The sequence below is a fragment of the Ruegeria sp. THAF57 genome (assembly GCF_903914075.1).
Lineage (GTDB): Bacteria > Pseudomonadota > Alphaproteobacteria > Rhodobacterales > Rhodobacteraceae > Ruegeria.
Map to the genome: position 1 here is coordinate 648,529 of NZ_CAIWNQ010000001.1, position 15,206 is coordinate 663,734.

Genomic DNA, 15,206 nt, shown 5'->3' on the forward strand with positions numbered 1-15,206 from the left:
GTTAGACCTGTTCTAGCTCGACCAGGCAGCCGTTAAAGTCCTTGGGGTGCAGAAACAGCACAGGCTTGCCATGCGCACCAATCTTGGGCTCACCCGAGCCCAGTACCCGCGCGCCGGTTTCCTTCAGGTGGTCGCGCGCGGCGATGATATCTTCGACCTCATAGCAGACATGGTGGATGCCGCCTGCGGGGTTTTTCTCTAGAAACCCGTTGATCGGGCTGTCTTCGCCCAATGGGTAAAGAAGTTCGATCTTGGTGTTTGGCAGCTCGATGAACACGACCGTTACACCGTGATCGGGTTCGTCCTGCGGTGTGCCAACTTTGGCCCCCAGTGCGGCACGATACTGTTCGGACGCGGCCTCAAGGTCCGGTACGGCAATGGCAACGTGGTTCAGGCGACCAATCATGGAACTCTCCTATGTTCTGCGTTGCAGCGGTTTATGAGGGCAGTTCGGCCAAAGAACAAGTGCGCCAAATTGCCGTTAACGTGGTGTTAGCCAGAAGTTCCTAGCGTGAGGCATCTGCTGATTAGGAGTTCTGCCATGGACGACTCGAGCCACCTTGCCTCTCCCGCGCAGCCAACGGCAACGCGGCCTCTGCTGGGTCAAACAATCCTGGTTGTCGAGGACAGCCGTTACGCCTGCGACGCTATCCGGCTGATGTGCCTGCATTCCGGCGCGCGTATTCGTCGGGCAGATTGTCTGAAGTCGGCCAGACGGCACCTGCAAATCTATCGACCGTCCGTCATCCTTGTGGACATAGGGCTACCCGATGGGTCAGGGGCCGATTTGATAGCCGAACTGGTCGAAGCGACCCCGCGCATCGGTGCCATTTTGGGAATGTCAGGGGATGATCACACCCAAAGCACAGCTTTGAAGGCGGGTGCTGACGGCTTTTTGGCAAAGCCGCTAAAGTCGCTGGCCTACTTCCAAACCTCGATTTTGCGACGTTTGCCGCAGGACCGTCGCCCAAATAGCCTCCACGCTGTTCGGGATGAGATGATCATTCCGGATCCGATGGCATATCAGGACGACATGGCTCATATCGCCGATGTCCTTGCTGGCCCAAACGATCACCGCACGCTGGATTATGCGGCCCAGTTCCTGCGCGGTGTCGCTCAGGACGCGGATGACGCGGTGCTTGCCGACGCAGCCCGGAAACTTGCCACATCCCGGGCCGAAGGAACCCCAGTCACCGCGTTGGCTGCTCAGGTGGCCGGAATCGTACAGTCCCGGCTTGAACAGCGCGAGGCGATCTGAATGGCCGTTGCCTATTTCGTGACAGCCACCATCTTGTGTCTTTGGATGTACCTGCAAACGCGCGCAGCGGCGCGAAAGATAAGGCTGGCGCGGGACGAGCTGACCGACCCGGTCAAAAGGACCGGGCGGCTGTAGCAACAGTTCTATAGTAAGTTCGGACGTCAACCCGCCACACGGTCGGCGACGGGTTGCATCTTACTCCTGAGGGATGATCCGCAGACCCAGTTCCATCAACTGATCCGACGTCGGGTCAGAGGGCGCGTCCATCATCAGGTCTTCGGCGCGCTGGTTCATCGGGAACATCATAACCTCGCGGATGTTGGCCTCATCCGCCAGCAGCATCACGATCCGGTCGATGCCCGCTGCACAACCACCGTGCGGCGGCGCGCCATAGTGGAACGCATTGAACAGCGCACCAAAGCGGGATTTCACTTCATCCTCACCATAGCCAGCCAGTTCAAAGGCTTTCAGCATGATCTCGGGCTTGTGATTCCGGATCGCGCCCGAGACCAGCTCGTACCCGTTACAGGCCAGATCGTACTGATACCCGCGCACGTCCAGAGGGTTGCCGTTTAGCGCTTCCATCCCGCCCTGCGGCATCGAGAATGGGTTGTGTTCAAAGTCGATCGCACCGGTTTCCTCGTCCTGCTCATAGATCGGGAAATCCACGATCCATGCAAAGGCAAAGCGGTCTTTATCGGTAAGGCCAAGTTCCTCACCGATCACATCGCGTGCTTTACCGGCGACCTTCTCAAAGGCTTTCGGCTTGCCGCCCAGGAAGAACGCAGCGTCACCAACGCCCAAACCCAGTTGCTGACGGATCGCTTCGGTGCGCTCGGGGCCAATGTTCTTGGCCAGCGGGCCAGCGGCCTCCATCCCTTCGCCCTGATCGCGCCAGAAGATATAGCCCATCCCCGGCAAACCCTCTTTCTGGGCAAAGGCGTTCATACGGTCACAGAACTTACGGCTCCCGCCAGTCGGCGCTGGAATGGCGCGGATTTCGGTGCCCTCCTGCTCCAACAGCTTCGCGAAAATCGCAAAGCCAGACCCGCGGAAGTGGTCGGAGACCACTTGCATTTTAATAGGGTTCCGAAGGTCGGGCTTGTCGCTACCGTACCACAGGGCCGCGTCCTTGTAAGAAATCTGCGGCCAGTCCTGATCGACCTTACGTCCACCGCCGAATTCTTCGAACACGCCGGCGAGAACAGGCTGGATCGTATCAAACACGTCCTGCTGCTCGACAAACGACATCTCAAGGTCAAGCTGGTAAAAATCAGTGGGTGACCGGTCGGCGCGCGGGTCTTCGTCACGGAAGCACGGAGCGATCTGGAAATACTTATCGAAGCCCGACACCATAATCAGTTGCTTGAACTGTTGCGGGGCCTGCGGCAGCGCATAGAACTTGCCCGGATGCAGGCGCGAAGGCACCAGGAAGTCACGGGCACCTTCAGGTGAAGACGCGGTGATGATCGGCGTCTGGTACTCACGGAAACCCTGATCCCACATGCGACGGCGCATCGAGGACACGACGTCCGAACGCAGGGTCATGTTCTGCTGCATCGCCTCGCGGCGCAGGTCCAGATAACGATAGCGCAGGCGGGTTTCCTCGGGGTACTCCTGATCGCCAAACACCATCAACGGCAGTTCGTCGGCAGCGCCCAGTACTTCCAACTCGCGCACATAAACCTCGATCTCGCCCGTGGGCAGCTTCGGGTTCACCAATTCCGGGTCGCGCGCTTTGACGGTGCCGTCGATGCGGATACACCATTCCGAGCGTACTTTCTCAAGCTCGGCAAAAGCCGCGCTGTCACCGTCGCACAGCACCTGGGTCACACCGAAATGGTCGCGCAGGTCGATGAACAGAACGCCGCCGTGATCTCGGACACGATGCACCCAACCGGACAGGCGGACAGTTTCACCGACATTGGCGGCGGTCAGAGCGGCGCAGGTGTGGCTGCGATAGGCGTGCATGGATCATATCCCTTCGGGCGCAGAATTCGTCGCGCCGATACACCCTGTCAGGCTTGGAAAGTCAAGGCGGGTCAGCCTGTCAAAACGGCCTTTGCACATTGCCCGAGTAGAAATAGATGCCCAGACCCGCCGCAAAGATGATGTTCCCCGCAATCGCGTGCAGCAGCACCGCGTAGAAAAACGAGCCGCGCTTGCGGTAGGCCCATGTGAACAGCAAACCGCCGCCAAAGGTCATAATGGCGACAATCCAACTCCAATACATCAGATGAGCCAGTGAAAACAGGGACGCATTCAGCAGGTAGAAGGCACGGCCATCCGGCAGGATCGCGTGGTAACGGCGGCAGAACAGAACGCGGAACAGCAATTCCTGCGGCAATGCCGAGACCACCGGGTAGAACGCCCAGATGACAATCAGAAACTCGGGCCGGTTGCGTAGCAGAAAGAATGCGGCGTCGGGCCTTGTGGCCATTACCAGCACGCTGCAAAACAGCGTCATCGCGACGGCAAAAACTGCCACTTCGCTCCAGGACCAGTTGCGCCAGTTATACCGCAGCTCAGCCCAGGCGAAACCCGGCGTGAAATGCAGCAATACGATGCCTAGCCCCGTAAAGCCAAACAGGGACGGGAACATCCAGTTGGGCGGGAAAAACACCGCGATCAACACCGGTACAGCAATGAAGAATAGCCCAAATTCCAATCGCAACCGCATGTGCGGTGCCGCGCTGTTGGCCCAATCAGTTTGTTTGCTCACCGTTATGCCAACTCCGCCCGGATCAGACCACGCAACGAATTGCCCATATAGAATTTTGTTGCGTTTTTCAGGTCGGTCAAGGTCAGGGTGGCTTCGGTAACCTGTTTATTACCCAGCAATTCTTCGCGCAGGATGCCCGGCAGCACGCCACTGGACAGTGCGGGCGTCAGGCGACGGCCGTCGGGCATATCGACAAACAGGTTGGTGATGGTGCCTTCACACAGCTCGTCACGTTCGTTCAGGAAGAGCAGTTCATCGACCCCGTTGGGCAAGGCTGCGCGGGCGGCGTCGTAAACCAAGCGCTGTGTGGTTTTGTGCTGCAACCAGATATCGGACGCGCACAAGCGAGGCTCGGCAACAGCTACCTCCCAAACAGGTGGATTGTCGGCCAGTGCACCGGTGGTCACCTCCAACTTACCGTCTGCAGCCAGAGTTAACCGGCAGCGCAGTGGTGACGCACCTACAACCGTATCAAGCATTTCAACTGCATACCCACCGTCGAATGGAATACCAAAAGCGTCGGCCGATCGCGCCATACGGGCCAAATGGCGATCCCGCCGCACAAACCCTTGCCCCGGCCGGAAGGCCAGCGTTTCGATTAAACGGAAGTCAGGGTCATCTGGCGGGCGAAGCGGGCTTTCCATAGCGCCTCCTCATATTCTGACGGAGCGGTGCTGTCCCAAACGACGCCTCCCCCTACGTTTAAGGTCGCTTTGCCACCCTCAACCATCAACGTGCGGATTGCCACGTTGAATTCCGACCGCCCATCCGGCGCGGCCCAGCCAATCGCGCCGCAATAGATGTCGCGCGGCCAAGGCTCGAGGTCAGACAGAATCTCCATCGCGCGGATTTTGGGCGCGCCGGTGATCGAGCCGCAGGGGAACAGGGCCATCAAGATATCCGACAACTCGGCCCCGAGATGCAGTTGCGCCTGCACGAGTGAGATCATCTGATGCACGGTCGCGTAAGTCTCGACCTTGAACAATTCGGGCACCTTGACCGAGCCGGGCATCGCCACGCGGCTGATATCGTTGCGCAGCAAGTCGACGATCATCAGGTTTTCGGCACGGTTCTTGTCGTCACGCGACAGAAAATCACGGCGTCGGGCGTCTTCTGCCAAATCCTCACTGCGCGGCTGGGTGCCTTTCATCGGCCGGGTCTCGATCATCCGGTCGGCATCCGTGCGAAAGAACATCTCGGGTGAGCGGCTAAGCAAGTCGGGCAAGCCGTCCTGCTGCACAAGCGCGCCGTGACCCACAGACTGCCCCTCGGTAAGCGCGGCATATACACCGGCGCTGTCGCCCTCGACCGTCAAATCAATCGGAAAGGTCAGGTTGGCCTGATAGACGTCGCCTGCGCCAATGGCATCGTGCACCTGTTGGAACGCGCGCGTGTATCGTGCCTCATCCCAGCGTGGTTCAAACCCTGTCATACCGCCCCGATTGGCGGGCAGATCGGTAGAGCGGGGCGTGTCATAAACACCGAAACATAGCAGCGGCAAACGTCGACCTTCGGGTATCCGGTCCGCAAGGCGCGGCTCAAGCGCATAGCCCAGTTCGTAACTGGCATAGCCTGCCAGCCACGCCCCACCCATGCGCGCGCGATCCAGCGCCGCCAATGCCTGGGGCACTTCGTCCGCAGTATCAGCGCGGATCACGTCTGTTGGCTGGTCGAACGTTGTCCCCTGCCCGGCCGGGCCCTGATCAAAACGAATACGCAAGTGCATCCTCATTTGCCGTTCTGCGCGGTATAGAGAATACGGCGCTAAGGGAAAGAGGGGAAAGCGGCAATTTTGCCCCCGTTTCCGATACCCCTTGAACCTTTTCGCGCGGTCCCTATAACGCAGGACAATTTGGGCGCTCGGGGGTGCCCTGACTCGCGAACAATCGAAGGAGCATGGCCATGCCCAAAAGAACCGACATCCAGTCGATCATGATCATCGGGGCCGGCCCCATTGTTATTGGTCAGGCCTGCGAGTTCGACTATTCCGGCGCGCAAGCGTGTAAGGCGCTGCGGGAAGAAGGGTACCGGGTTATTCTGGTGAACTCAAACCCGGCCACGATCATGACCGATCCCGGGCTGGCGGATGCGACTTACATTGAGCCGATCACCCCCGAAGTTGTCGCCAAGATCATCGAGAAAGAACGCCCCGACGCGCTGCTGCCTACCATGGGCGGGCAGACCGGGCTGAACACCTCGCTGGCGCTGGAAGAGATGGGCGTGCTGGACAAATTCGGCGTCGAGATGATCGGCGCCAAACGCGACGCCATCGAGATGGCCGAAGACCGCGCCCTGTTCCGCGAAGCGATGGATCGGCTAGGCATCGAAAACCCCAAGGCCGAGATTGTCACCGCCCCCAAAGATGCGGGTGGCAAGAAAGACCTTGAGGCTGGTGTTGCGCTGGCACTGGATACGCTGGAAACGGTTGGTCTGCCCGCCATCATTCGCCCCGCCTTTACACTGGGCGGCACTGGCGGCGGCGTGGCTTATAACCGCGAGGATTACATTCATATCTGCCGTACAGGCATGGATGCGTCCCCGGTGGGTCAGATCCTGATCGACGAAAGCCTGCTGGGCTGGAAAGAATATGAGATGGAGGTTGTACGCGACACCGCCGACAATGCCATCATCGTCTGCTCTATCGAGAACGTGGACCCGATGGGTGTGCATACCGGTGATTCGATCACCGTAGCCCCGGCGCTGACGCTTACCGACAAAGAATACCAGATCATGCGCAATCACTCGATTGCCGTACTGCGCGAGATCGGGGTCGAGACCGGCGGATCGAACGTGCAATGGGCGATCAACCCAGTCGATGGCCGCATGGTCGTGATCGAGATGAATCCCCGCGTGTCACGGTCGTCCGCGCTGGCGTCCAAGGCGACCGGTTTCCCGATTGCCAAGATCGCGGCCAAGCTGGCCGTGGGCTATACGCTGGATGAGTTGGACAACGACATCACCAAGGTCACGCCCGCCTCGTTCGAGCCAACCATTGACTACGTCGTCACCAAGATCCCGAAATTCGCCTTCGAGAAGTTCCCCGGCTCGGAACCCTACCTGACCACCGCAATGAAATCGGTGGGTGAGGCGATGTCCATCGGCCGAACGATCCACGAATCGATGCAAAAGGCGCTGGCCTCGATGGAATCGGGTCTGACAGGGTTTGATGAGATCGAAATCCCTGGCCTGAATGTGGGTATCTGGGAGGAATCCGACGACAAGGCCGCTGTGATCAAAGCCATTAGCCAGCAGACGCCGGATCGTCTGCGCACCATCGCGCAAGCCATGCGGCACGGTCTGACCGACGACGAAATCATTGGCGTCACCAAGTTTGACCCGTGGTTCCTAGCCCGTATCCGCGAGATCATCGACGCCGAGCGTCAGGTCCGCACGGATGGCCTGCCGGTGACCGAAGACGGCATCCGCAAGCTGAAAATGCTGGGCTTCACGGATGCGCGTCTGGGCAATCTGACGGGCCGGGATGAGGATAACGTCCGCCGCGCCCGCCGTAATCTGGGCGTCACTGCCGTGTTCAAGCGCATCGACACCTGCGCCGCCGAGTTCGAGGCGCAAACGCCTTATATGTATTCGACCTACGAGGCCCCGATGATGGGTGAGGTCGAATGCGAAGCCCGCCCAAGCGACCGCAAAAAGGTTGTCATTCTGGGCGGCGGCCCCAACCGGATCGGTCAAGGGATCGAGTTCGATTATTGCTGCTGCCACGCCTGTTTCGCACTAACCGAGCAGGGGTATGAGACCATCATGGTCAACTGCAACCCCGAGACCGTCAGCACCGACTATGACACCTCGGACCGCCTGTACTTCGAGCCGCTGACCTTTGAACACGTCATGGAAATCCTGACGAAAGAGCAGGAAAACGGCACGCTGCACGGTGTGATCGTTCAGTTCGGCGGACAGACCCCGCTGAAACTTGCCAACGCGCTTGAGGCCGAAGGCATTCCGATCCTCGGCACCACGCCTGACGCCATAGACCTTGCCGAAGACCGTGAGCGTTTTCAGGCGCTGGTCAACGATCTGGGCCTGAAACAACCCAAGAACGGCATCGCCTCGACCGACGAGCAGGCGCTTGAGATCGCGGACGAAATCGGCTTCCCGCTGGTGATCCGACCCTCTTACGTTCTGGGTGGTCGCGCGATGGAAATCGTGCGCGATATGGAGCAGCTTAAGCGCTATATCAACGAGGCCGTCGTGGTCTCGGGCGACAGCCCCGTTCTGCTGGACAGCTATCTGGCCGGCGCGGTGGAACTGGACGTGGACGCGCTGTGCGACGGCACCGACGTGCATGTGGCGGGCATCATGCAGCATATCGAAGAAGCCGGCGTGCATTCGGGCGACTCGGCCTGTTCGCTGCCGCCCTACTCGCTGTCCAAGGACATCCTCGACCAGATCAAGGATCAGGCGTTCAAACTGGCAAAGGCACTGAATGTCGTCGGTCTGATGAATGTGCAGTTCGCAATCAAGGACGATGAGATTTACCTGATCGAAGTGAACCCGCGCGCCTCGCGCACCGTGCCATTCGTCGCCAAGGCTACCGACAGCGCGATTGCGTCGATCGCTGCGCGCGTCATGGCGGGTGAAAAACTGGCAAACTTCCCGATGCGCCCCGCGTATAAGGAAGGTCAGGACACTAAGATTGCCGACCAGATGACGCTGGCCGACCCGGACATGCCGTGGTTCTCGGTGAAAGAGGCAGTGCTGCCCTTCGCCCGCTTCCCCGGCGTTGATACCATTCTGGGCCCCGAAATGCGTTCGACCGGTGAGGTCATGGGCTGGGATCGCGACTTCCCGCGTGCCTTCCTCAAGGCGCAGATGGGGGCCGGTATGGTGCTGCCATCCGAGGGCCGGGCGTTTATCTCGATCAAGGATGCCGACAAGACGCCCGCAATGCTTGAGGCAGCGCAGGTACTGACCGAACAGGGCTTCTCGCTGGTCGCAACCCGCGGCACGCAGTCATGGCTGGCAGAACAGGGCGTGGCCTGCGACGTGGTCAATAAGGTCTATGAAGGTCGCCCCGACGTGGCGGACATGCTGAAGGACGGTCAGGTGCAGTTGCTGATGAACACCACCGAAGGCGCGCAGGCGGTCGAAGACAGCAAGTCCATCCGCTCGATCGCGCTCTATGACAAGATCCCCTATTTCACCACCGCGGCCGCCAGCCATGCAGCCGCTCTGGCAATCAAGGCGCAGGCCGAGGGCGATGTCGAGGTCAAATCGCTGCAAGGCTGACCCCGCCACCCCGCACCAGAATAAAGAAAAACCCCCGGTCAATGACCGGGGGTTTTTCGTTTAAACAACAGGCTGCGGCGCTGATTTCCGCCGGTATTCAGGCAAGAAGAACACCATATAGAACACCGGAGCCGCCACCATGGTCAGGATGGTGGCAAAGGCCAGCCCCCCCATGATCGTCACCGCCATCGACTTGAAGAACGCATCCGTCAACAGCGGCGCCATCCCCAGAATGGTAGTAATCGCCGCCAGCATCACCGGCCGCAGACGCGAGACCGAAGCTTCGATGATAGACTCGCGCAGCCCCTTGCCGGTTTCGCGCACAAGGTCGATCTCCTCGACCAGAACGATCCCGTTCTTGATCAACATACCCGACAGGCTGAGCAGCCCCAGAAGGGCGGTAAAGGTGAAGGGCAGACCGGTCCCCAACAGGCCGATGACAACACCGTTGACCGACATTGGCACAAGCAACCAGATTATGATCGGCTGACGAATGGCGTTGAATATCAGAACCGAGATCAAGATCATTATCAGCAGGCTCAAAGGCAACTGCCGGCCAAGGCTTTCATTCGCATCACCCGCATTTTCAAACTCACCGCCCCATTCCATGCGATAACCGGGCGGAAGTTCCATGGATTCTATGGCGCTGCGCACTTCCGAATGCACCTGAGCCGCCGTCAGGTCAGACGGAATATCCGCCCCTACCGTGATGGTCAGCACCCTGTCGCGCCGATGCACCAATGTGTTCAGGGCTTTGTATTCAAACCCATCAACCATTTGCTCGATGGGAACGAACTTTTCGGACTGATCTGAGAACACGACCTGATCAACGATTGAATAATCCCCGTCAGCTGGTCGCCGCAGAATAATTGGGATCAGGCGATCGCGTTCGCGCAACATGCCGCCAGATATCCCATCCGTCGAGAATTGCAGCGTGGCGGCAATATCCTCTCGCGTGACCCCTGCTGTCTGCGCCCGTTCGGTTGCATAGATAGGCTGCACCGCCAGTTCTTTCTCGCGCCAGTCGTGGTGCACATTCAGGACGTTGTCTGACGCTTCTCGCATCCTCAAAACGGCCTCATCCGCAAGCTGCCGCAATACGGCCGGGTCACTGCCCGAAAAGCGCGCCTGAATGGGATCTCCACCACCGGGACCAAACACCAGACGCCGGGTCCGGAACTCACCCTCGGGGAACTGGGCCGTACCAAAGGTTTCGAGTTCCGCCTGCAGAGGCGGGATGTCATCCAGCGTTTTGGTGCGAATGATCAGGTGACCGTAGCTGGGGTTAGGCTTTTCCGCTGAATAGGTCAGCAGGAATCGGGTCGCGCCCTGCCCGACAAAAGTCGTGACCGAGACCACGTCTTCCCGTTCGGCCAGCCAGTCTTCGAAGACAGCCATATCCTGCGCGGTACGCGAGATCGGTGTGCCCTGCGGCAATTTATAGTGAACGAAGAAAAGTGGCGTGTTCGAGTCGGGAAAGAACTGCTGTTTGACCAGACCGAAGCCCGCATAACAGGCAACGGTCACCCCGATCAATCCAGCGATCACCAGCCAGCGGAACCGCAGCGCCCAGCGCAGGATAGCGCCGTAGAAACGGAACATGATCCCGCCATAAGCATCCACCGCGCCCTCTTTGCCCTGCTTGAAAAAGTAGTGGCCCAGTAGCGGCGTTACGGTCAGCGCCAACACCCAGCTCAGCAGCAACGAGATGCCGATCACGGCAAACAGCGAGAACAGGAATTCGCCCGTCGCATCAGGGCTGAGGCCGATACCGGCAAAGGCCATGATACCAATGATCGTCGCGCCCAACAGCGGGATCTGTGTCTTAGAGGCAGCCTCGTCCGCAGCATCGCGTGAGTTTTTACCCCGCAACATTGCGATCTGCATACCCTCGGCAACCACGATGGCATTGTCCACCAACATCCCCATGGCAATGATCAGCGCGCCAAGCGAAATCCTCTCCATCTCGATCGAAAAAATCGACATGAACAAAAGAGTCCCGACAACCGTCAGCAACAAGGTCGAACCGACGACAATCGCCGCACGCCACCCCATGAACAGGGCCAGCACTGCAACCACGATGGTCACAGACAGCGCAAGGTTCACGAGAAAGTCGTTCGAGGCTTGTTCAACAACGACATGCTGCTGATAGATCGGCTGGATTTCGACGCCGAAGGGAACCTGCGAATCCAGCTCGGCAAACTTGGCGTCGGCTCGCTTGCCGACCTCGACAATATTCTCCGACGACAGACCGGCAATGCCCAGCGTAAAGGCCTCGGCCCCGTCAAAGCGGATGATGACATCAGGGTCGGTTTGGCGCCCGCGATATACGTCGGACATGTCGAACAGATTGATTACCTGCCCCTGTGACCCCACCGACAGCCCGGCGATGGCCGAAACGCTGTCAGACCCTTCTGCTGTCAGAATGGTCGTGCGTTCGTCCTCTGACCGCACGGACCCCGATGCGTTGACCGAATCCGCGTTGGCGATTGCTTCGTTGACCGCCTGGATAGGAACATTCTGGTTCACCGTGATCGCCAGATCGGGTTCGACGAAAATAGCCTCTTCCGGCAGCCCCATCACCTCAACATCGGCCACGCCTTCCACAGTTAGCAGTTCGCGCCGTAAAAAGGTTGAAAGTTCGTGCTTTTCGGCGTCCGAGAATCCATCCGCAGTCACGGCGTAGAACAGACCGAACACATCCCCAAAACCGTCGTTGACCAACGGTTGCCCAACACCCGGGGGAAGATGGCGGGCGGCATCGCGCATTTTGGCGCGCAGTTTGGTCCAGACCTCGGGCAATTCGGTGCCGTCATAGGTGGATTTGATCTCAACCTCGATCAGTGAAAATCCGGGCTGGTTGATTGAGGTGATTGTGTCGACCTCGCCCATCTGCTGAATGGCGGATTCCAAGGGTTCGGATACCTCAAGCGCCACTTGTTCAGCCGTGGCACCGGGATATTGAGTCGAGATGACCGCGTTCTTGATTGTAAATGCAGGATCTTCAAGCCGACCAAGCGACAAGAATCCCCAAATACCGCCAAACAAGGCGATCAAGATGATCAGCCAAGTGTAGATCGGGCGGTCGATGGATGCGCGTGCGATGTTCATCCCTTGCACCTCAGTTCGCAAATCCGACAAAGCGGCGTACCGCCTGCCCGTCGGTTAGGGCGCCGCCTCCGGCAACCACGATCTCATCACCATTGTTCAGGCCCGTCAGAACACGAACATCACCTGATTCAGTGGGTTCGATCGTGACCGCAACCCGACGAACAGTGCCTTCATCTGCCCCGACGGGTGAAAACACCATGATGCCCAGCTCTCCTTCCGCATCGGCGACGATGGCCGTCGACGGGACAATGATGCCGGTGCGCTGATCTTGCACCTGCACGTTAACCGTCACCGAAGAGCCGGGCAGAATCTGCAATCCTTCCGGCGGTGTAAGACCGAACTGGATGCGAAATGTCTGCCCCACACTTGAAGATTCCGCGTCAAACTCGCGAATCTGCAACGGGAAGACTTTGTCGCTGACGGGGAACTTGGCGGTGATTTCGATGTCATCCTGCTGCCCAGAGCGCTGGAACAGAATTTCAGGCACATCGACTTCGATCCGTAATTCGGACATGTCGTGAATGCGCACAATCGGAGTGCCCGCCGATACGGTGGTAAAAGACTCGACCGCCCGGCTTGATACCAAGGCATCAAACGGCGCGGTCAAAGTGGCCTGTTCCAGATCGTATTGCGCATCGCGTACTGCAATTTCGGCAAGCTGCGCGGCGGTTTCTGCATCATCCACGGCCACTTGACTGGCTGCTGTCCCCCGCAAGCGCGACAAACGGGCCAAGGTGCGATCTGCCTGATCCTTTTGCAGTACCGCGCGGTCATAACGACGCTGGAATGGTTCCTGATCCAATTGGGCGATCAACCCGTCCTTCGGGATCACGAAGCCCTGCGTCACGGGAAGCTCGACGATCTGTCCGGCCACCTGAAACGCCAGATCAACCGTCTGGCGCGCTGCAACCCGCCCGAAAAACTGACGCGAAAACCCCGGGCTCGTTTCCTTTGCAACCATGAGCTTAACCGGCTTTACAGTATCCTGCGCCGCCAAGGGGGCTGCCAGAACGCTCAGAGCAAGGCTTAGAACAGAGAAAAGCTTCATTTCGTCATTCCCTCGGGTATTCCCGTTTTTAAGATGTTTTCCCGGATTTTCCGGGCCAACCGCGCAAACTCGGCGGTTTCGGCATCGTTCAATCCAGAGGCCCGGTTAAACAACGCACCGGCCTCGGCCAAAATTTCCTGGCGCATTTCCAGACCCTTGTCCGACAAAACCAACAGCCACGCGCGGCGATCCTCGGGATCGCGCTGACGCGTCAGGTATCCCGCCGCCTCAAGCGCGTCAGCCGTTGAGGTGATGGTTGAAGGAACCGTCAGCATATCCGCCGCCAAGATACCCATGCGTTTGGGTTGATCCAGCTTGATCAGCATGTGGCATTCCTGCTGGCTTACCTCTACGTCGATGAGATCCAGGCTTTCCTGCAACTTCCAGTAGAGAGCATAGACCCCCATCATTGCCTGCATTTCAGGGCTAAGGCGCTTTACCAGCTCACTGTCGTCTAGGGTCATTGGTCGAATCCATTTCAGATTTCGTCTTCGCCGTATACTTCAAAAAATGAAATATTCAACAAGTGAAGCTGATTAAATTCCCAACTTTGATATTCCCTTAGGTCAATCTACCTTGAACTAACCCCAAGTTGACTGCATTTTGGGCAAATTCGAGATATCCAGGGATGATCATGTACACGCCAGCTATCACCGGCACCGGTGTTTTCACGCCAGAGAATGTCATCACGAACGCTGAACTTGTCACTGCGTTCAATGCCTATGCAGACAAGATGAACGCTGTGAACGCAGAAGCGATTGCCGCAGGCGAGATGGAGCCTATGCAACATTCGTCGGAAGAGTTCATCCTGAAAGCCTCTGGTATCGAAAACCGCTACGTGATGGACAAAAGCGGCGTTCTGGACCCTGACGTCATGCACCCCCTTCTGCGTCAGCGCAGCGATGACGAGCCGGGCATCATGACTGAGATGGCCGTAGACGCCTGCAAGAAGGCATTGGCACAGGCCGGGCGCACCGCAGAGGATGTCGATCTGGTCATCTGCGCAGCCTCGAACCACGAGCGCGCCTATCCCGCGATCGCGATCGAGATTCAGCAAGCACTGGGCATAAACGGTTTTGGCTTTGACATGAACGTCGCCTGTTCTTCGGCGACGTTCGGCATTCAGGCCGCCGCCGATATGGTTCGGTCAGGTTCGGTCAAAAGCGCGCTGGTGGTGAACCCCGAGATTTGCACGGGGCATTTGGAATGGCGAGACCGTGATTGTCACTTTATCTTTGGCGACGTCGCCACAGCGACCCTGATCGAACGGATCGAAGACGCGGATGGCCCGCATTTCGAAATCCTCTCGACACGTTGCGCGACCGAGTTTTCCAATAACATCCGAAACAACAACGGATTTCTGCGCCGCACCCGCCCCGCTGGACTTGAGGATCGCCGTGACATGCAGTTCATGCAGAACGGCCGGAAGGTGTTCAAAGAGGTCTTGCCGATGGTCAGCAAGCACATCGCAGACCACATGGAATCCGAGGGCGTCAGCAGCGAAGACCTAAAGCGCCTGTGGTTGCATCAGGCGAACAAGACCATGAACGATTTCATCGGTAAGAAAGTGATGGGCCGGCAACCAGAACCCGAGGAACAGCCCAACATTTTGCAGGACTACGCCAACACGTCATCGGCTGGGTCGATCATCGCGTTTTCAAAATACTCCGGTGACTTTACAGAAGGCGAAGTCGGCCTGATCTGCTCATTCGGGGCGGGGTATTCCGTTGGGTCGGTGATTGTGAAGCGCCACGAATAAGGCACTCATCCCGGCAAACCGGACTCCCTGACTGAAAGCTTTGGATTAGCCCCGGCCCGAC

General features: G+C 58.5%; 12 protein-coding genes. 4 read left to right on the forward strand and 8 right to left on the reverse strand.

The genetic code is table 11. The features are described 5' to 3' along the window. Position 1: 1 nt before the first annotated feature. Entirely contained in the window at positions 2–406 is a 405-nt protein-coding gene (mce, locus tag RUESEDTHA_RS03170; protein ID WP_180884293.1) for a methylmalonyl-CoA epimerase, read from the reverse strand. Positions 407–541: 135 nt separating this feature from the next. Here mce and RUESEDTHA_RS03175 point away from each other — a divergent pair, with 135 nt between their 5' ends. Both RUESEDTHA_RS03175 and RUESEDTHA_RS20810 read left to right on the forward strand, forming a co-directional pair. Beyond that, complete coding sequence (locus tag RUESEDTHA_RS03175; RefSeq protein WP_180884295.1) at positions 542–1,258, forward strand: response regulator; 717 nt, start codon at positions 542–544, stop codon at positions 1,256–1,258. Further along, positions 1,259–1,393, forward strand: coding sequence for a hypothetical protein (locus RUESEDTHA_RS20810; RefSeq protein ID WP_255431603.1), 135 nt, complete (start codon positions 1,259–1,261; stop codon positions 1,391–1,393). It begins immediately after the preceding gene. A gap of 60 nt (positions 1,394–1,453) precedes the next feature. On the opposite strand, the gene aspS is transcribed toward RUESEDTHA_RS20810, so the two are convergent. The 4 genes from aspS to RUESEDTHA_RS03195 form a co-directional block, all read right to left on the reverse strand. Next, the gene (gene aspS / locus RUESEDTHA_RS03180; RefSeq protein WP_180884297.1) at positions 1,454–3,229 is read right to left on the reverse strand and encodes an aspartate--tRNA ligase; all 1,776 of its coding nucleotides are present in this window, start codon (positions 3,227–3,229) and stop codon (positions 1,454–1,456) included. A 79-nt stretch (positions 3,230–3,308) separates the two neighbouring features. Continuing rightward, on the reverse strand, positions 3,309–3,980 hold the full coding sequence (locus RUESEDTHA_RS03185) for a CPBP family intramembrane glutamic endopeptidase (RefSeq protein ID WP_180884299.1): 672 nt from the start codon (positions 3,978–3,980) through the stop codon (positions 3,309–3,311). A 2-nt stretch (positions 3,981–3,982) separates the two neighbouring features. Beyond that, positions 3,983–4,624: an aminotransferase class IV family protein gene (locus tag RUESEDTHA_RS03190; protein ID WP_180884301.1), complete on the reverse strand. Its 642-nt coding sequence runs from the start codon at positions 4,622–4,624 to the stop codon at positions 3,983–3,985. After that, positions 4,579–5,706, reverse strand: coding sequence for an aminodeoxychorismate synthase component I (locus RUESEDTHA_RS03195; RefSeq protein ID WP_180884604.1), 1,128 nt, complete (start codon positions 5,704–5,706; stop codon positions 4,579–4,581). The genes RUESEDTHA_RS03190 and RUESEDTHA_RS03195 overlap by 46 nt, the downstream gene beginning before the upstream one ends. Positions 5,707–5,882: 176 nt before the next feature. Between RUESEDTHA_RS03195 and carB the strand changes: the two genes are divergently transcribed. Beyond that, complete coding sequence (carB, locus tag RUESEDTHA_RS03200) at positions 5,883–9,227, forward strand: carbamoyl-phosphate synthase large subunit (protein WP_180884303.1); 3,345 nt, start codon at positions 5,883–5,885, stop codon at positions 9,225–9,227. A gap of 60 nt (positions 9,228–9,287) precedes the next feature. Here the strand turns inward: carB and RUESEDTHA_RS03205 are convergent, their stop codons facing one another. The 3 genes from RUESEDTHA_RS03205 to RUESEDTHA_RS03215 are packed head-to-tail and all read right to left on the reverse strand — an operon-like array spanning position 9,288 to position 13,850. Further along, the gene (locus tag RUESEDTHA_RS03205; RefSeq protein ID WP_180884305.1) at positions 9,288–12,338 is read right to left on the reverse strand and encodes an efflux RND transporter permease subunit; all 3,051 of its coding nucleotides are present in this window, start codon (positions 12,336–12,338) and stop codon (positions 9,288–9,290) included. 10 nt (positions 12,339–12,348) lie between these two features. Next, complete coding sequence (locus RUESEDTHA_RS03210) at positions 12,349–13,386, reverse strand: efflux RND transporter periplasmic adaptor subunit (protein ID WP_180884307.1); 1,038 nt, start codon at positions 13,384–13,386, stop codon at positions 12,349–12,351. Next, the gene (locus RUESEDTHA_RS03215; RefSeq protein WP_171122254.1) at positions 13,383–13,850 is read right to left on the reverse strand and encodes a MarR family winged helix-turn-helix transcriptional regulator; all 468 of its coding nucleotides are present in this window, start codon (positions 13,848–13,850) and stop codon (positions 13,383–13,385) included. Before RUESEDTHA_RS03215 ends, RUESEDTHA_RS03210 begins: the two co-directional genes overlap by 4 nt. Before the next feature lie 170 nt (positions 13,851–14,020). Here RUESEDTHA_RS03215 and RUESEDTHA_RS03220 point away from each other — a divergent pair, with 170 nt between their 5' ends. After that, positions 14,021–15,145 (forward strand): beta-ketoacyl-ACP synthase III, encoded by a 1,125-nt coding sequence (locus RUESEDTHA_RS03220; protein WP_180884309.1) that lies wholly within the window; start codon positions 14,021–14,023, stop codon positions 15,143–15,145. Positions 15,146–15,206 lie beyond the last annotated feature (61 nt).